The sequence below is a fragment of the Paraburkholderia dioscoreae genome (assembly GCF_902459535.1).
Classification (GTDB): Bacteria; Pseudomonadota; Gammaproteobacteria; order Burkholderiales; family Burkholderiaceae; genus Paraburkholderia; species Paraburkholderia dioscoreae.
In genome coordinates this window covers 3,893,914-3,910,893 of the sequence record NZ_LR699553.1, presented here as the reverse complement: position 1 = coordinate 3,910,893, position 16,980 = coordinate 3,893,914, and the positions used below count along the sequence as shown (strand labels likewise).

Sequence of the window (16,980 nt, the reverse complement as noted above, 5' to 3'; positions counted from 1 at the left end):
TTGCCCACGCGTTAGCTTGCTGGCTTTAAGAATTGACTTAGTTTATCGCGCACCGCGCGGGATGCCGAGAACAGTCCCGCGTGCATGGCCGCGTCGTAATGCATCAGGGCGTCGATTCGGCGTGCATCGAGGCGCTCTGTGAGCGTATCGGCAGAGAGGGCGGCAGGGTCGAGCGTGTCGCTCGCCGTCGCCATCATCCAGAGCGAGCCGTACAGCGGAATAAACGTATTCATGGTGCGGACGACGGCGAACGCCGCGCGCAAGTCGTCGAGCAGGCGCGCGATGCGCCCGGCATGAAAATACGGCGAGCCGAGATGCACGGAGACCACGGCGATCGGGCTCATGACCCGCTTGAGCTGCTGATAGAAGTCTTGCGTGTAAAGACCGGCGGCGGGCGAATCGGGCGGCGTCAGGTCGAACACGACGAGATCGAACTGCGCTGGCGCGGCGTTCGCGACGTAATGCGCGGCGTCGCCGATCACGAGCTCGACGCGCGGATCGTCGAAGGCGCCGCCGTGCACTTCGGGCAGATGCTCGCGCGTCAGGCGCATCACTTCGGCGTCGAGTTCCGCCACCACGATCCGTTCGATGCCCGCGTGCCGCAACAGTTGCCGCGCGGCGCCACCGTCGCCGCCGCCCAGCACGAGCGCCGCTTTCGGCAACGGATGCGCCAGCGCGGCCGGATGCACCATGCATTCGTGATAGATGAACTCGTCGCCGGTGGACGTCATGGGGCGGCCGTCGAGCGTGAAGAGCCGGCCGAGCTGCGGCGTGTCCCAGACTTCTATCCGCTGGTAAGGCGATACGACTTGCGCCACGCGCTTCGCGTGCGGAAATCCGTAGACGGCATCGGGACTCGGTCGGAACAGCAGCGGAGCGCTCACGGTTGGCGGGCTCCGTGCGGAGCGCGGTGGGTTAAGGTTGTGCAATTGTAAAGGGCGAAGCACGGCGCGGCCCCGGCGCATGCATCGAGCCGCATGACCAGGCGGCTTTCGGGTCGGGAGGCCGGCAACGATCTGTTAGAATGTCACGCTTTCAGCCTTGTCCGTTTGCTCTGCCCGTTTCGCGTCTCCTGGCGCCGCACCGTGCGCCCGAGTGAGCTGGCATTCGAGCATCCGGGCCTCAAGCGCACACCGCTTTCTGACTCTGTCTCCGGACTCGACATGACGACCCCGTCTCCCGCACCCACTTCCTTGATGGCCAACGCGATCCGCGCGCTGTCTATGGACGCCGTTCAAAAAGCGAATTCCGGCCACCCCGGCATGCCGATGGGCATGGCCGAAATCGGCGTGGCTTTGTGGTCGCGTCATCTGCGCCACAACCCGAAGAACCCGCAGTGGGCCGATCGCGACCGTTTCGTGCTGTCGAACGGCCACGGCTCGATGCTGCTGTATTCGCTGCTGCACCTGACCGGCTACGATCTGCCGATCGAAGAGCTGAAGAACTTCCGCCAGATGCATTCGAAGACGCCGGGCCACCCGGAATACGGCATCACGCCTGGCGTCGAGACGACCACCGGCCCGCTCGGCCAGGGTCTGGCGAATGCGGTCGGCATGGCGCTCGCCGAGTCGCTGCTCGCCACCGAATTCAACAAGCCCGACGCAACGATCGTCGACCACCACACGTACGTGTTCGTCGGCGACGGCTGCCTGATGGAAGGCATCTCGCACGAAGCCTGCTCGTTGGCGGGCGTGCTGAAGCTGAACAAGCTGATCGCGTTCTACGACGACAACGGCATCTCGATCGACGGCGAAGTGGTGCACTGGTTCCACGACGACACGCCCAAGCGCTTCGAAGCGTACGGCTGGAACGTGATCCCGAACGTGGTCGGCCACGACGTCGACGCGGTCGACGCAGCCATCAAGCAGGCCAAGCAATCCGACCGGCCCACGCTGATCTGCTGCAAGACGGTGATCGGCGAAGGCGCCCCGACCAAGGCCGGCAGCCATGATTCGCACGGCGCGCCGCTTGGCGACAAGGAAATCGCGGCCACGCGCGAAAAGATCGGCTGGAAGTGGGAGCCGTTCGTGATCCCGCAAGAAGTCTATGCAGCGTGGGACGCGAAGGAAGCCGGCGCACGCAACGAATCCGAGTGGGACAAGGCGTTTGCGGCGTACGCCGCCAAATATCCGCAGGAAGCCGCTGAATTCACGCGCCGCAACGCGAAGCAATTGCCCGCCGACTGGAAGGAAAAGGCCAAGGCGATCATTGCCGGCGCGAACGAGCGCGCGGAAACTGTCGCGACGCGCAAGGCCTCGCAACAGGCTATCGAAGCTTTGTCGGCCGTGCTGCCGGAACTGCTCGGCGGCTCCGCCGACCTGACTGGCTCGAACCTGACCAACTGGAAGGCCGCCAAACCGGTGCGCGTGAACGCCGAAGGCAAGGCTGCCGGCAACTACGTCAACTACGGCGTGCGCGAATTCGGCATGAGCGCCGCGATCAACGGCGTCGCGCTGCATGGTGGCTTCAAGGCGTTCGGCGGCACGTTCCTGACGTTCTCGGACTACAGCCGCAACGCACTGCGTGTCGCCGCACTGATGAAAGCGCCGTCGATCTTCGTGTTCACGCACGACTCGATCGGTCTGGGCGAAGACGGCCCGACCCACCAGTCGATCGAACATGTTGCGAGCCTGCGTCTGATTCCGCACCTGCAAGTGTGGCGTCCGGCTGATACCGTCGAGACGGCGGTGGCCTGGACCCATGCGGTCGAACATCACGGCCCGTCGTGCCTGATCTTCAGCCGTCAGAACCTGCCGTTCTCGGAGCGCACCGACGCGCAGATCGCCAACATCGAGAAGGGCGGTTACGTGCTGCGCGACTGGAACGACGAGATCGTCGCGCGCAAGATCATCCTGATCGCCACCGGTTCGGAAGTCGAACTGGCGCTGAACACGGTCGAGCCGCTGGCGCGCGAAGGCATCGCGGCGCGCGTCGTGTCCATGCCGTCAACCACCGTGTTCGACAAGCAGGACGCCGAATACCGCGAACGCGTGCTGCCGCAAGGCGTGCGCCGCGTCGCGATCGAAGCGGGTGTGACGGATTTCTGGCGCAAGTACGTGGGTCTGGAAGGCGGCGTGGTCGGCATCGACACGTTCGGCGAATCGGCCCCGGCTGGCGTGCTGTTCAAGCATTTCGGCTTCACCGTCGAACACGTGGTAGAGACGGCAAAAGCCGCACTCGGCTGATCCTGGACAAGCGTTGCCGTTCGCGTGCGAACGCGCGGCAACGCTGTCAGTCAGACGAACCTGGAAGTATTTTTTCAGCCATCAGGAGATAGACCATGACGATTCGCGTCGCAATCAACGGCTACGGCCGTATTGGCCGCAACACGCTGCGCGCCTTCTATGAAAACGGCAAGAAGCACGATATCGAAATCGTCGCCATCAACGATCTCGGCGATGCCAAGACCAACGCTCACCTGACGCAATACGACACGGCGCACGGCAAGTTCCCGGGCGAAGTGTCGGTGGACGGCGACTACCTGGTTGTCAACGGCGACAAGATCCGCGTGCTGGCCAACCGCAACCCGGCTGAACTGCCGTGGGGCGAGCTGAACGTCGACGTCGTGATGGAATGCACGGGCTTTTTCACGACCAAGGAAAAGGCCAGCGCGCACATCAAGGGCGGCGCAAAGAAGGTGATCATCTCGGCGCCGGGCGGCAAAGACGTCGACGCCACGATCGTCTACGGCGTGAACCACAACGTGCTGAAGGCCTCGGACACGGTGATCTCGAACGCATCGTGCACGACGAACTGCCTCGCGCCGCTCGTCAAGCCGTTGAACGACAAGATCGGCCTCGTGAACGGTCTGATGACCACGATCCACGCGTACACGAACGACCAGGTTCTGACGGACGTGTACCACGAAGACCTGCGCCGCGCGCGCTCGGCCACGCACAGCCAGATCCCGACCAAGACCGGCGCGGCATCGGCGGTCGGCCTGGTGCTGCCGGAACTGAACGGCAAGCTGGACGGCTACGCGATTCGCGTCCCGACGATCAACGTGTCGATCGTCGATCTGTCGTTCATCGCCGCGCGCGACACGACGGTCGAAGAAGTCAACGCGATCATGAAGGAAGCGTCGGAAGGCTCGCTGAAGGGCATTCTCGGCTACAACCAGGCACCGCTGGTGTCGATCGACTTCAACCACAACCCGGCTTCGTCGACGTTCGACGCCACGCTCACCAAGGTGTCGGGCCGTCTGGTGAAGGTGTCGAGCTGGTACGACAACGAATGGGGCTTCTCGAACCGCATGCTGGACACGGCTGTGGCGCTCGCCCACGCGAAGTAAATCACGGCGCTTCGTGCGCTATGCCCGCCAAAGCCGGCTTTGAGCCGGCGGTGGCACAGGGCAAGCAAAGCCGCTCTACGGAGCGGCTTTTTTACGTCTGCGGCTGGGCCGGCGGAGTTGGGAAATAGACGCCGGCGCGCTGCGCGGCGTTCGAAATATGCGTCTCGATGGCTCTGCCGGCTGCGGCGGAATCGCGCGCCTTGAGCGCGTCCAGAATCACACGGTGTTCGTTGTACGTGGACAGTACCAGTTCGCGCCGGTAATACGGCATGCGCTGGCTTTCCTTCATGATCTCCGCGCTGCTGCTCAGAATCGACTCGATCGCCGCGTTGCCGGCAATGCTGACGATCCGCATGTGGAAGTCGTAGTCGAGGCGCGCGGCTTCGTCGAGTTCGTCGCACGCGAGCGCCGATTGCATGGCCGTGATGTTTTCTTCGAACCAGGCGAGGTCGGAATCGCTGACCGCAAGCGCCGCCATGCGCGCGATAAAGCCTTCCAGCGCGAAGCGCATCTGATAGGTATCCGGCAGCGACGACTGCTCCGAGAAGCGCCACGATTGCGCGGCCGATGCCTGCGCGCTTTCCACATAGACGCCCTTGCCCGGTCGGATCACCAGCAGGCCGAGCGCTTCGAGCGTGGACAGCGCTTCGCGCAACGAAGCGCGGCTGATCGAGAGTTCCTCGGAAAGCTGGCGCTGCGCCGGCAGCAGACTGCCCACGGGATAAACGCCCGCTTCGATCCGTTCGCGGATGGTCGCGATCGCGGCATCGGTAACGGTATGCGGGACGTTTTTCATGATGGGCTCACTTTAAAGTGCGGTCTGACCAGCATTGTAATACGCGGTCCGAACGCTCGTGCGGCTTACCGTTCATCGCCGCGCATCCGGTCTGAAAGCGCTGTAAAAACAGCGGGTAAACACTGTTCCATGAACCCTTGACGCCAGTATATCGGCTTCCTACTATTCGACATAACAGCACTGGTCGGACCAGTCTGAACAGGTGGGAATCGCAACCAGGAGGAAGCCGTGTTGAAATTTTTCAATTCGCTGTTTGGCCGGGTCGTCATAGCGCTGGTGGCGGGTATCGTGATCGGCGCTGTGTACCCGCATTTCGCCCAATCGCTGCGCCCGCTCGGCGACGGTTTTCTCAAGCTGATCAAGATGGTGATCGGTCCAATCGTGTTCTGCGTCGTGGTGAGCGGCATGGCGCATGCCGGCGACTTGCGCAAGGTGGGGCGCGTCGGCCTGAAGGCCGTGATCTACTTCGAGGTGATGACGACGATCGCGCTCGTGATCGGCGCAATCCTGGCGTACATCACGCGCCCCGGCGTCGGCATGAACATCGATCTGCGCTCGCTGGATCCTTCGTCGCTCTCGACTTACACCGAAAACGCGAAGAGCCTGAAGGACACGGCCGGCTTCCTGCTGAAGATCATCCCCGATACGGCGATCAACGCGTTCGCTACCGGCGACATCCTGCAGATTCTCGTGTTTTCGGTGCTGTTCGGCTCGGCGCTGTCGCTGCTCGGCAATAAGGCGCAGCGCGTGAGCAGCCTGATCGACGAACTGTCGCAGGTGTTTTTCCGCGTGATGGGTTTCATCATCAAGCTCGCGCCGCTCGGCGTGCTCGGGGCGATCGCCTTCACCACTGGCACGTACGGCGTCGAGTCGCTCAAGCAACTCGGCATGCTGGTGCTCGTGTTCTACGTGAGTTGCTTCGTGTTCGTGGCCGTGGTGCTGGGCGTGGTCATGCGGCTCGCCGGCTTCAGCATCTTCAAGCTGATCCGCTATCTGCGCGAAGAACTGTCGATCGTGCTCGGCACCGCTTCGTCCGATGCCGTGCTGCCGCAGATCATGCGCAAGCTCGAATGGATGGGCGTCAAGGATTCGACCGTCGGGCTCGTCATTCCGACCGGCTACTCGTTCAATCTCGACGGCTTCTCCATCTATCTCACGCTCGCAGTGATTTTCATCGCGCAGGCCACCAATACGCCGCTGTCCGTGCATGACCTGATCGTGGTGGTGCTGGTTTCGCTGGTGACGTCGAAGGGCGCGCACGGCATTCCCGGCTCGGCCATCGTGATTCTGGCCGCGACGTTGTCCGCGATTCCGGCGATTCCCGTGCTCGGCCTCGTGCTGATCCTGCCGGTCGACTGGTTCGTCGGCATTGCGCGCGCGCTCACCAACCTGATCGGCAACTGCGTGGCGACGGTGGTGGTCGCCGTGTGGGAAAACGATATCGACCGGGCGCGCGCGCATCGCGTATTGAACCGCGACGAGGCGTTGCGCTACGTGCCGGCCGGTGAAGACGCCGAACCCGCCGCGGGCGAACACGCTCCGGCCGTCTGAACCTGAGAAACCGTATCTGACTCCGCGCGCCAACGCAGCGCGCTTTCTGCGCCGGCAGAGGCAGCATAACCCGGCTCTCCTTCACTTTTTCGCCGCCTGACCGAGACTAGAGACTATGGCTAATCCGATCCTCGACCCCAACGCTCCCGCTTTCACCCGCCGCTATATGAACCTCGCCGACCCGCGTTTGGGCGCGAAGGCGCTCTTTGCCAGCGACGAATTCTTCGCGCCGAAAGAACGCATGCTCGAGCCGCAACCGGCGGTGTTCATTCCCGGTAAGTACGACGACCACGGCAAGTGGATGGACGGCTGGGAAACCCGCCGCAAGCGAACCACCGGTCACGATTACTGTGTGATCCGCCTCGCGCGCCCGGGCGTCGTGCACGGCGTGGATCTGGATACGAGCCACTTCACCGGCAACTTTCCGCCGGCCGCATCGATCGACGCCTGCTACGTGGAAGGTGATGTGCCGCCCGACAACGCCGACTGGCAAACCCTCGTGCCGGCGACCACGCTGCAGGGCAACCAGCACCACTATGTCGATGTGAACGACACGCGCGCGTTTACCCATCTGCGCGTGAATCTGTACCCGGACGGCGGCCTCGCGCGCCTGCGCGTGTACGGTCAGCCGAAGCGCGATTGGGAGCGCGTGGAGCGCGGGACGCTGCTGGATCTGGCCGCCATCGAGAACGGCGCCTATCTGGTCGCGGCGAACAACCAGCATTTCGGGCCGGCCTCGCAGATGCTGATGCCGGGCCGCGGCGTCAACATGGGCGACGGCTGGGAAACTCGCCGCCGCCGCGAGCCGGGCAACGATTGGGCGATCGTCGCGCTGGCGCGGCCGGGCGTGATCCGCAAAATCGAAGTAGATACGGCGCACTTCAAGGGCAACTTCCCGGACCGCTGTTCGCTGCAAGCCGCGTCGGTGACGGGCGGCACGGACGACTCGCTCGTCACGCAAGCCATGTTCTGGCCGGTGCTGCTCGGCGAACAGAAACTGCAGATGGACCACGTCCACACCTTCGCGGACGATCTCGCGTCGCTGGGCCCGGTCACGCATGTGCGTTTCAATATCCTTCCGGACGGCGGGGTGTCGCGCCTGCGCCTGTGGGGCGAAATCGCATAACGGAGCGGCGTCGATGAAGACATTGCAGATGGAACGGCTCACGCGCGCGGCCTTCGCACCGTTCGGCGACGTTATCGAGCTGGACGGTGCGCGTCATTTCGCCATCAACGGCGGGACGACCGAGCGCTATCACGACCTCGCTTGCGTCGACGTGATGGAAAACGGCGGCCGGCCGTTGATCAACCTGTTTCGCGCGCAGCCGCGCACGCTGCCGGTCGAAATCACGATGATGGAGCGGCACCCGCTCGGTAGCCAGGCTTTCATTCCCTTGAAGGCGGCTCGCTATCTGGTGGTGGTCGCACCGGCCGGCGAATTCGACCCGGCGCGGATGCGCGCTTTCTGGACCGATGCATGGCAGGGCGTGAATTATGCGAAAGGCGTCTGGCATCACCCGTTGCTCGCACTCGATCAGGTGAGCGATTTCGTGGTGGTGGATCGTGGCGGCGAGCAGCCCAATTGCGACGAATTGTCATTGGCGCAGCCGTGGCGGTTGACGTTCGAAGCGAACGCCGAACTGGTGGAATAGCGGCATAAGCGCCCGCGCACGAGCGCTGCCGCAAACAAAAAGCCCGGCCGATTCGCATCGGCCGGGTCTTTTTTTGCCCACCGGACCGCGCACCCCAGCGCGGCCGATATCGCGTCAGTGCTTGCGATGCGGGCAGTTTTCCTTGGTGCAGGCGCCGTACAAAGCCAACGCGTGCTCCTGCAGCTTGAAGCCGCGTTCCTTCGCGATGGACTGCTGACGGGCCTCGATTTCGGAGTCGAAAAATTCTTCGACGAGCCCGCAATCGAGACACACGAGGTGGTCGTGGTGCGACCCCTCATTCAGTTCGAACACCGCCTTACCCGACTCGAAATTGCTGCGCGAGAGCAGGCCGGCCTGCTCGAATTGCGTCAGCACGCGATACACGGTTGCAAGCCCGATATCGAGTTCTTCGTGCAGCAGGTTGCGGTAGACGTCTTCGGCCGTCAGGTGGCGCACCGGGCTGTGCTGAAAAATCTCAAGGATTTTGAGGCGCGGAAGGGTCGCCTTGAGCCCGATATTCTTGAGATCGGTTGGATTGGTCATGACAAGGGATCCCTAGAGTACAATGCTGGGCTCTCATAGTAATGTGTTTTTGGCGTTCTGGTCATCTTCGATGGAATGAAACTCGCGCGGCTCGTCAGCGGGCCCGCACGGTGAGTGAAATGATTTCAAAATCTCAATTGATCTACCGGGGGAGCCGCATGCGGGGTACCTTGATCGCTGTTGCGACTGTCGCGGTTCTTGCCGGATGTTCCACTTACGACAGCCTGACACAGCGCATTGCCCAAAGCATCACGCCGTACCGGATCACGGTAGTGCAGGGTAATTTCGTTTCGAAAGAAGCGGCGGCGCAGATGCAGGTCGGCCTGACCCGCGCGCAGGTCAAGCAATTGCTCGGCACGCCGCTGCTGGCCGACATGTTCCACGCGGACCGCTGGGACTACGTGTTCTATTTCAAGCGCGGCTCGACTAACGTCGTGCAGCAGCGCGACTTCGTGATTCTCTTCGCAGGCGACCGCGTCGCCAGCTGGTCGGGTGGCGAAGATCTGCCGTCCAACCTCGAGTTGCTGGCTGAAATCGACGGCGACAAGCTGGGCAAGAAGAAGGCCGCGGCCGCCGTGGCGACCAGTGCCAGCGGTGCGAGCGAGGCCGCCTCCGCTGCGGCGCCGGTCACGCTGGACACCACGCGTTCGCCGTCCGTCGCCGGCGCAGCCGCAGCGGCGGTGCCGTCCACGGACGCCAACGCGGAAGCCGCGCAAGCCGCCAATCGTGCGACCAATGCGGTGCAGTTGTCGCCCGCGCGTCCGTCCGTGCCGAGCGCGCCGACCGCCAACGGCGGCGGCATCCCGCAGCAAAGCCCCACGGGCAATGGGCAGCCGCAGTTCCAGTTCCATCGTCCGCCGCCGCCGCAGAATCCGGGTACGGACAACAGCAATCCGGTAGGCCCGACGGGCCCGCAGAGCAGCAACGGCGGCCCGACGTACAACACGCCGTTGACCTCTTCGCCGGCTTCGGGAACGGGCGGCTAATCGCGCTGTCCCTGTCTTAAGGCTCACGCTTAAGACGGGCGCCGCGCACGGGCAACGCGGTGTGCGGCGTCCGTGCGGCTCTCTGCCTGTTTCAGTCATGCGCGGCGCACGGGTGCTGCCCGCCGCCGCTTTCGCCCGCCTTTGCCGGGTTTTGCCTTTTCGAACCCTCGTAGCCATGAAAATTGCCATTGCTGGCGCATCGGGCCGTATGGGCCGCATGCTCATCGAAACTGTCCTCAACGATGCCGACGCTACGCTGTCCGGCGCACTCGACCGCGTGGGCTCCCCGCAGCTCGGTCAGGATGCGGGCGCATTTCTCGGCAAACAGACGGGCGTCGTGCTGACCGACGACATCGAGCGCGTATTCGCCGAATCCGACTACCTGATCGACTTCACGCGCCCCGAAGGCACGCTGGTGCATCTGGAAGCGGCGCAGCGTCACAAGGTGAAAATGGTGATCGGCACGACCGGCTTCGACAACGAGCAGAAGGCGCAACTGCGCGCCGCGGCGGACAGAATCGCCATCATGTTCGCGTCGAACATGAGCGTCGGCGTGAACGTCACGCTGAAGCTGCTCGAATACGCCGCGAAGCATTTCGCGACCGGCTACGACATCGAAATCATCGAGGCGCATCATCGTCACAAGGTCGATGCGCCGTCCGGCACGGCATTGACGATGGGCGAAGTGATCGCCCACGCGCTCGGTCGCAATCTCGACGACTGCGCGGTCTACAGCCGCGAAGGCGTGACCGGCGAGCGCGATCCGTCCACCATCGGTTTTTCGGCGATTCGCGGCGGCGATATCGTCGGCGACCATACGGTGCTGTTTGCGGGCATCGGCGAGCGCATCGAGATCACGCACAAGTCGGCGAGCCGTCTGTCGTATGCGCAAGGCGCGCTTCGTGCTGTACGTTTCCTCGAAGGCCACGCAACCGGCTTTTTCGACATGCAGGACGTACTTGGCCTGCGTTGAACGCTGAGTTGAACGTATTCTGAGCGGATGTCGGGGCGCATTGCGTTTCCCGGCGCGCTCGTGCAATCACTACTCCACGGCGAGGTCAGATGGCAGGCAGCAGCGGCATCATCCATTACCTGCAAACCAGCGACGCGATCACGCATGGCGTCGCTTACGTGCTGCTGGCCATGTCGATTGCTAGCTGGTGCTTTCTGATCGTCAAAAGCTGGATACTCACTCGCGCCAAACGTCAGGCCACGCGCGCGATTGCCCAGTTCTGGCAGGCGCCCACGCTGTCCGAAGGCGTCGCGGCGTTAAGGCGCGCGGACCGCGAGCGGGTCTTCACGCCACTTGCGGAAGCGGCGCTTCATGCGGCTGAAGTGGACATTCCGGGTGCGCTGTTGGCCCGCGTCGAACGTGGCGAGCGGGTGCTGCGGGCGTTGCGCCAGGCGCTCAGTGCGTCGCAGCGGCGGCTCGAATTCGGCCAGGTTTTGCTGGCCTCGGTGGGCAGCACGGCACCGTTCGTCGGCTTGCTCGGCACCGTGTGGGGCATCTATCACGCGCTCGGCAGCATTGCGGCGAGCGGTCAGGCGCAGATCGAAAACGTCGCCGGGCCGGTTGGCGAGGCGCTCATCATGACCGCTTTCGGCCTCGTGGTGGCGATTCCGGCGGTGCTGGCGTACAACGTGCTCGGCCGGCTGGTGCGGCAGTTGTCGGAGGAGCTCGACGGCTTCGCGCACGATCTGCACGCCTACGTCTGCGCGCCGGCGGAACAGGCGCAGGCACCCGCGCGCGCCCCGCAGATCTCGACGCACTAGGCGCGCCGCTCAGGCAGAAGGAGGCGACATGGCATTCGGCGGACTCGACAAAAAGCAGGCGGCCGCGCCGATGGCCGAGATCAACATGACGCCGTTGATCGACGTGATGCTGGTGCTGCTGGTGATTTTTATCATTACCGCGCCTTTATTCACGCATGCGATCCGGCTCGATTTGCCGAAAGTCGCCGCCGCGCCCGCGCGCCAGACGCCGCAAACCATTTCCCTTTCCATCGACGCCGCCGGCAAACTCTACTGGAACGGCACTGTCATCACGCTTGAGCAGATGCGCACGCGCTTCGCACAAGCGGGAAAGCAGAGCGACCAGCCGGAGATCCATCTGAGCGCCGAGCGCTCCACGCGCTACGAAGTGATCGCGCAGGTCATGGGCGCGGCGCAGCAGGCGGGCCTGGAGCGGATCGGCTTCGTGACCGACCCGCCGCCGCCCGCTGCCAGGCCCTAGGCGTGCTGTGTCTGGCGGGACGGCCGCTCATCATGCCGCCGCAGTTCCTGGATTGCGCGCGAGCCCCCATCGCAGTGCGGGGCGCTGAGACCTGCCGAGCCCGCCATGCTGCGCCCCAGGCCGACCGGTCGTTACGCGTACTACGCGCGCGGCGTACCCGTCCGCGGACGGTATAATCAGCCCTTTCCCCCGCAGAAGGGGAATCGACGCCATTTCATCCAGCAGAGCACCAGGCCCGGTGCGAAAGCACCGAACCCAGCGATCCCATCACACCATGCACGAAAAATACGTTCCCTCCGACGTCGAATCCGCCGCGCAAGGGCAATGGCGCGCCATCGACGCGTACAAGACGACGGAAGTCACCGACAAGCCCAAGTTCTATTGCGTCTCGATGCTGCCGTACCCGTCGGGCAAGTTGCACATGGGTCACGTGCGCAATTACACGATCAACGACGTGATGTACCGCTATCTGCGGATGAACGGCTACAACGTGCTGATGCCGATGGGTTGGGACGCGTTCGGCATGCCGGCGGAAAATGCGGCGATGGCCAACAACGTGCCGCCGGCCAAGTGGACCTACGACAACATCGCTTACATGAAGAAGCAGATGCAGTCGATGGGCCTCGCGATCGACTGGTCGCGCGAAGTCGCGACCTGCAGCCCGGACTACTACAAGTGGAACCAGTGGCTGTTCCTGAAGATGCTGGAAAAGGGCATCGCGTACAAGAAAACCGGCACCGTCAACTGGGATCCGGTCGATCAGACCGTGCTCGCCAACGAGCAGGTGATCGACGGCCGCGGCTGGCGTTCGGGTGCGCTCGTCGAAAAGCGCGAAATCCCGATGTACTACATGCGCATCACGCAGTACGCGGACGAACTGCTGAACGACCTCGAAGGCCTCGGCTGGCCCGAGCGCGTCAAGATCATGCAGCAGAACTGGATCGGCAAGAGCTTCGGCGTGAACTTCGGCTTCCCGTACGAAATCGACGGTGAACAGAAGCTGCTGCGCGTGTTCACTACGCGCGCCGACACGATCATGGGCGTCACCTTCTGCGCGATCGCCGCCGAGCATCCGCTCGCCACGCGTCTCGCGAAAGACAAGCCGGAACTGCAGGCCTTCATTGAGGAATGCAAGCGCGGCGGCGTGGCTGAGGCCGACGTCGCGACCATGGAAAAGAAGGGCATGGCCACCGGCTTCTACGTCACGCATCCGCTGACGCAGGAACAGGTCGAAGTGTGGATCGGCAACTACGTGCTGATGAGCTACGGCGAAGGCGCGGTGATGGGCGTGCCGGCTCACGACGAGCGCGACTTCGCGTTCGTGAAGAAATATGGTCTGCCGGTCAAGCAGGTGGTCGCGGTCGAAGGCAAGGAATTTTCGACCGAAGCCTGGCAGGAATGGTACGGCGAGAAGACCGGCACGCTGATCAACAGCGGCAAGTACGACGGCCTCAACTACGAACAGGCAGTGGACCAGATCGCCGCCGACCTGAAGGAACTGGGCCTCGGCGACAAGCAGATCACGTGGCGTCTGCGTGACTGGGGCGTGTCGCGCCAGCGCTACTGGGGCACGCCGATTCCGATCATCCATTGCCCGAAGTGCGGCGACGTGCCGGTGCCGGAAAAAGATCTGCCGGTGGTGCTGCCGGAAGACCTCGTGCCGGACGGCACGGGCAATCCGCTCGCCAAGTCTGAAGCGTTCGTGAACTGCACCTGCCCGACCTGCGGCGGCGCGGCCAAACGCGAAACCGACACGATGGACACCTTCGTCGATTCGTCGTGGTACTTCTACCGCTATGCGTCGCCGGGTGCGAAGACCATGGTCGACGAGCGCACCGACTACTGGGCGCCGATGGATCAGTACATCGGCGGCATCGAGCACGCGATTCTTCACCTGTTGTACTCGCGCTTCTGGGCGAAGGTGATGCGCGACCTCGGGCTGATCAAGTTCGGCGAGCCGGCCAAAAATCTGCTGACGCAGGGCATGGTGCTCAACGAAACCTACTATCGTGAAAACGAAGCGGGCAAGAAGACCTGGTACAACCCGGCCGACGTAACCGTTTCGTTCGACGACAAGGGCCGCCCGGTCGGCGCGATCCTCAACGAGGACGGCCAGCCGGTGGTGCTCGGCGGTGTCGAGAAGATGTCGAAGTCGAAGAACAACGGCGTCGATCCGCAACTGCTGATCGATCAGCACGGCGCGGACACCGCGCGTCTGTTCGTGATGTTCGCCGCACCGCCGGAGCAGTCGCTCGAATGGTCCGGCTCGGGCGTGGAAGGCGCGAGCCGCTTCCTGCGCCGCGTGTGGAGCTTCAGCCAGACCAACGAAGCCGCATTGCGCCAGGGCGGCAGGTTCGACGCCGCGCAACTGAGCGACGTCGAGAAAGTCTTGCGCCGCGAAATCTACACCGTGCTGAAGCAGGCCGACTTCGACTATCAGCGTCTGCAATACAACACGGTGGTGTCGGCGGCGATGAAGATGCTCAACGCGCTCGACAGCGCGAAGGGCGCCCGCCCGGCCGTGCTGCGCGAAACCTGCAGCGTGATGCTGCGCGTATTGTATCCGGTCGTGCCGCACCTCACGTTCCAGTTGTGGCGGGAACTCGGTTACGCCGACGAACTCGGCTCGCTGCTCGACGCGCCGTGGCCGAAGGTCGACGAGAAGGCGCTGGAGCAGTCCGAGATCGAACTCGTGCTGCAGGTGAACGGCAAGGTGCGCGGCGCGATCACGGTGGCGAAAGACGCCTCGCGTGAAGCGATCGAACAGCTCGCGGCCGCTCACGAGATGGTCGCGAAGTTCAGCGAAGGCAAGGCGCCCAAGAAGATCATCGTGGTGCCGGGGCGCCTCGTGAACGTGGTGGTGTGAGGACCGACGAAGAAATGACAGCAGGCAGGACGCCGTCGCGTGCGGCGGCGCTCTTGCCCGCTGCGGAATCTACTGCGAACCAGGAGCCAATGTGACTCGCAGATCGTTTTTGACGCTGGCTTGCAGCGTGCTGATGTTGTCCGCCTGCGGCTTCCAGTTGCGCGGTCAGCAGGACTACGCATTCAAACGCCTCTTCATCGCCGGCGGTTCGCCGGCGGCGGCCGCGCGCTTGACGCGTATCGTGCAAGGCGGCAGCGACACGGTCGTGGTCACTTCGGTCGCGAATGCCGACGCCACGTTGCAGATCACCGAAGGCCGTGGCATCAACACGCTGACGCTGAATTCGCTGGGTGCGGTCGAAGAGTATGGATTGAATCTCTCGATGACCTATTCGCTGACCGCCAAAGACGGCACGCTGCTGATTCCGTCGAGCGTGATCGCGCTGAACCGCGCGATGACCTATAGCGATCAGTTTTCGCAAGCGAAAGCCGCCGAGAGCGACATTCTCTTCGCCGATATGGAAAACGACGCGATCGACCAGCTCTCACGCCGCCTGTCGGTCGTGCGTTCTATGCATCCGGCGCCGGGCCAGGAAGTGCCGGGAGTCGTGCCGCGCGCGCCGTTGCCGCCGCCGCCGCTGTGAGCGTCGTGCTTCGTTCAATGTGCCGCACCTGTTCAACCTTGCCGATCGGTAGCCATGCAACTGCGACTTGACGCGCTCGAAGCGCATCTCGCCAAGGGACTCGCCGGACTGTACGTCGTGTACGGCGACGAGCACCTGCTCGCGCAGGAAGCGTGCGACCGCATCCGCGCCACCGCGCGCGCGGCCGGCTTCACCGATCGCTCGGTGTTCACGGTGGAGCGCGGCTTCGACTGGAGTTCGCTGCTGGGCGCGAGCCAGTCGATGTCACTGTTCGGCGACCGTCAACTGGTCGAATTGCGCATTCCGTCGGGCAAGCCCGGCAAGGAAGGCGCGGACGCGCTGAAAGCGCTGGCCGCTGCCGTGAATGAAGATGTGCTCACCATGATCACGCTGCCGCGGCTCGACGCGGCCACGCAGAAGTCGGCGTGGTTCACGTCGTTGTCCGACGCGGGCGTCGCGTTGAAGATCGATCCGGTCGAGCGTGCGCAGTTGCCCAATTGGGTTGGCCAGCGGCTCGCGGCGCAGGGTCAACGCGTGGCCGCCGGTGAAGAAGGGCGGCGCGCGCTGGCTTTCATCGCCGAGCGTGTGGAGGGCAATCTGCTCGCCGCGCATCAGGAAATCCAGAAGCTGGGGCTGCTGTATCCGGCCGGGTCGCTGAGCTTCGAGCACGTTCAGGACGCCGTGCTCAACGTCGCCCGTTATGACGTTTTCAAGTTGAACGAAGCGATGCTGGCCGGCGACGTCGGCCGTCTGTCGCGCATGCTCGACGGCTTGCGCGGAGAAGGCGAGGCCGCGGTGCTGGTGCTGTGGGCGGTGGTGGAAGAAGTCCGCACGCTGCTGCGGATCAAACGCGGCGTCGCGGCCGGCAAGCCGCTCGCGATGCTGGTGCGCGAGAATCGTGTTTGGGGGCCGCGCGAACGGTTGATCGGCCCGGCGTTGTCGCGTGTCAGCGAAGGCACGCTGGAAAAGGCGCTTGCGCTGGCGGCGCGGCTCGATCGGCAGGTGAAGGGTTTGTCGGGCGGCACGCCGGGTAATCATCGCAACGATCCGCCGCCTGATCCGTGGGATGGCCTGTTCGAATTGGCCATGACGGTGGCGGCGCCGAAAACGTCGCCCGTGCCACCGCCACGACCTCGGCCCGGGACTGCTGCACCGGCACGAAGGCCGGCCTGAACGGCAACGCCAGGCCAGCCGGCAGCTCTTGAGGGCGCTTGTGGGTTGGTCTTAAGGCGCTCTTGAGTCGCTTCGCAATGCGCTCCTGAGTCGCGAGTGAACCGGCAAGCCCGCTACCTTCACCGTGCGCCGGCGTGAAGCGCAACCCGCCCGGCGGCAAGCAAAGCGCCTTCGCCCGACTTACAATCGTTGAATCATTCGCTCATTCTGTCCGTCCGCCGCACCTCAATGGGCGCGGCACCACGA

Annotated in this window: 15 protein-coding genes; 12 read left to right on the top strand and 3 right to left on the bottom strand. The window is 63.9% G+C overall.

Annotated features, from left to right (window positions below; translation table 11 throughout):
* Positions 1-11: 11 nt before the first annotated feature.
* Complete coding sequence (gene speE / locus PDMSB3_RS17595; RefSeq protein ID WP_007180382.1) at positions 12-884, bottom strand: polyamine aminopropyltransferase; 873 nt, start codon at positions 882-884, stop codon at positions 12-14.
* A 279-nt stretch (positions 885-1,163) separates the two neighbouring features.
* Between speE and tkt the strand changes: the two genes are divergently transcribed.
* Positions 1,164-3,185, top strand: a complete 2,022-nt coding sequence (gene tkt, locus PDMSB3_RS17590) for a transketolase (RefSeq protein ID WP_165187076.1) — start codon at positions 1,164-1,166, stop codon at positions 3,183-3,185.
* A 95-nt stretch (positions 3,186-3,280) separates the two neighbouring features.
* Positions 3,281-4,291: a type I glyceraldehyde-3-phosphate dehydrogenase gene (gene gap, locus PDMSB3_RS17585; RefSeq protein WP_007180384.1), complete on the top strand. Its 1,011-nt coding sequence runs from the start codon at positions 3,281-3,283 to the stop codon at positions 4,289-4,291.
* A gap of 91 nt (positions 4,292-4,382) precedes the next feature.
* On the opposite strand, the gene PDMSB3_RS17580 is transcribed toward gap, so the two are convergent.
* Positions 4,383-5,087, bottom strand: coding sequence for a FadR/GntR family transcriptional regulator (locus PDMSB3_RS17580; protein WP_165187073.1), 705 nt, complete (start codon positions 5,085-5,087; stop codon positions 4,383-4,385).
* Between the two features lie 228 nt (positions 5,088-5,315).
* Here PDMSB3_RS17580 and PDMSB3_RS17575 point away from each other — a divergent pair, with 228 nt between their 5' ends.
* The 3 genes from PDMSB3_RS17575 to PDMSB3_RS17565 all read left to right on the top strand — a co-directional run bounded on the left by PDMSB3_RS17575 (position 5,316) and on the right by PDMSB3_RS17565 (position 8,290).
* Complete coding sequence (locus PDMSB3_RS17575) at positions 5,316-6,638, top strand: C4-dicarboxylate transporter DctA (protein ID WP_165187070.1); 1,323 nt, start codon at positions 5,316-5,318, stop codon at positions 6,636-6,638.
* A gap of 115 nt (positions 6,639-6,753) precedes the next feature.
* On the top strand, positions 6,754-7,764 hold the full coding sequence (gene alc, locus PDMSB3_RS17570) for an allantoicase (RefSeq protein ID WP_165187068.1): 1,011 nt from the start codon (positions 6,754-6,756) through the stop codon (positions 7,762-7,764).
* 13 nt (positions 7,765-7,777) lie between these two features.
* Entirely contained in the window at positions 7,778-8,290 is a 513-nt protein-coding gene (locus PDMSB3_RS17565) for an ureidoglycolate lyase (protein WP_165187065.1), read from the top strand.
* Positions 8,291-8,404: 114 nt separating this feature from the next.
* Here the strand turns inward: PDMSB3_RS17565 and fur are convergent, their stop codons facing one another.
* The gene (gene fur / locus PDMSB3_RS17560; RefSeq protein WP_007180389.1) at positions 8,405-8,833 is read right to left on the bottom strand and encodes a ferric iron uptake transcriptional regulator; all 429 of its coding nucleotides are present in this window, start codon (positions 8,831-8,833) and stop codon (positions 8,405-8,407) included.
* Positions 8,834-8,991: 158 nt separating this feature from the next.
* Between fur and PDMSB3_RS17555 the strand changes: the two genes are divergently transcribed.
* From PDMSB3_RS17555 to holA, 7 genes are all read left to right on the top strand, one after another.
* Positions 8,992-9,819, top strand: coding sequence for an outer membrane protein assembly factor BamE (locus PDMSB3_RS17555; protein ID WP_007180390.1), 828 nt, complete (start codon positions 8,992-8,994; stop codon positions 9,817-9,819).
* A gap of 175 nt (positions 9,820-9,994) precedes the next feature.
* Positions 9,995-10,792 carry a 4-hydroxy-tetrahydrodipicolinate reductase gene (gene dapB, locus PDMSB3_RS17550; RefSeq protein ID WP_007180391.1) on the top strand — a complete coding sequence of 266 codons (798 nt, stop codon included), beginning with the start codon at positions 9,995-9,997 and terminating at the stop codon, positions 10,790-10,792.
* 89 nt (positions 10,793-10,881) lie between these two features.
* Positions 10,882-11,592 (top strand): MotA/TolQ/ExbB proton channel family protein, encoded by a 711-nt coding sequence (locus tag PDMSB3_RS17545; RefSeq protein ID WP_165187062.1) that lies wholly within the window; start codon positions 10,882-10,884, stop codon positions 11,590-11,592.
* Between the two features lie 28 nt (positions 11,593-11,620).
* Positions 11,621-12,052, top strand: coding sequence for an ExbD/TolR family protein (locus PDMSB3_RS17540; RefSeq protein ID WP_165187060.1), 432 nt, complete (start codon positions 11,621-11,623; stop codon positions 12,050-12,052).
* 274 nt (positions 12,053-12,326) lie between these two features.
* Positions 12,327-14,918 carry a leucine--tRNA ligase gene (gene leuS, locus PDMSB3_RS17535; RefSeq protein ID WP_007180394.1) on the top strand — a complete coding sequence of 864 codons (2,592 nt, stop codon included), beginning with the start codon at positions 12,327-12,329 and terminating at the stop codon, positions 14,916-14,918.
* A 91-nt stretch (positions 14,919-15,009) separates the two neighbouring features.
* Positions 15,010-15,561 carry an LPS-assembly lipoprotein LptE gene (locus PDMSB3_RS17530; RefSeq protein ID WP_007180395.1) on the top strand — a complete coding sequence of 184 codons (552 nt, stop codon included), beginning with the start codon at positions 15,010-15,012 and terminating at the stop codon, positions 15,559-15,561.
* A 54-nt stretch (positions 15,562-15,615) separates the two neighbouring features.
* Entirely contained in the window at positions 15,616-16,734 is a 1,119-nt protein-coding gene (gene holA / locus PDMSB3_RS17525; RefSeq protein WP_165187057.1) for a DNA polymerase III subunit delta, read from the top strand.
* Positions 16,735-16,980: the final 246 nt, after the last annotated feature.

What these genes read in the sequence shown, in the direction of transcription:
- holA (WP_165187057.1), top strand. Translation starts at nt 15,616, where the DNA reads ATGCAACTGCGACTTGACGCGCTCGAAGCGCATCTCGCCAAGGGACTC.
- leuS (WP_007180394.1), top strand. Translation starts at nt 12,327, where the DNA reads ATGCACGAAAAATACGTTCCCTCCGACGTCGAATCCGCCGCGCAAGGG.
- tkt (WP_165187076.1), top strand. Translation starts at nt 1,164, where the DNA reads ATGACGACCCCGTCTCCCGCACCCACTTCCTTGATGGCCAACGCGATC.
- PDMSB3_RS17580 (WP_165187073.1), bottom strand. Translation starts at nt 5,087, where the DNA reads ATGAAAAACGTCCCGCATACCGTTACCGATGCCGCGATCGCGACCATC.
- dapB (WP_007180391.1), top strand. Translation starts at nt 9,995, where the DNA reads ATGAAAATTGCCATTGCTGGCGCATCGGGCCGTATGGGCCGCATGCTC.
- alc (WP_165187068.1), top strand. Translation starts at nt 6,754, where the DNA reads ATGGCTAATCCGATCCTCGACCCCAACGCTCCCGCTTTCACCCGCCGC.
- PDMSB3_RS17555 (WP_007180390.1), top strand. Translation starts at nt 8,992, where the DNA reads ATGCGGGGTACCTTGATCGCTGTTGCGACTGTCGCGGTTCTTGCCGGA.
- fur (WP_007180389.1), bottom strand. Translation starts at nt 8,833, where the DNA reads ATGACCAATCCAACCGATCTCAAGAATATCGGGCTCAAGGCGACCCTT.
- gap (WP_007180384.1), top strand. Translation starts at nt 3,281, where the DNA reads ATGACGATTCGCGTCGCAATCAACGGCTACGGCCGTATTGGCCGCAAC.
- PDMSB3_RS17540 (WP_165187060.1), top strand. Translation starts at nt 11,621, where the DNA reads ATGGCATTCGGCGGACTCGACAAAAAGCAGGCGGCCGCGCCGATGGCC.
- PDMSB3_RS17565 (WP_165187065.1), top strand. Translation starts at nt 7,778, where the DNA reads ATGAAGACATTGCAGATGGAACGGCTCACGCGCGCGGCCTTCGCACCG.
- PDMSB3_RS17545 (WP_165187062.1), top strand. Translation starts at nt 10,882, where the DNA reads ATGGCAGGCAGCAGCGGCATCATCCATTACCTGCAAACCAGCGACGCG.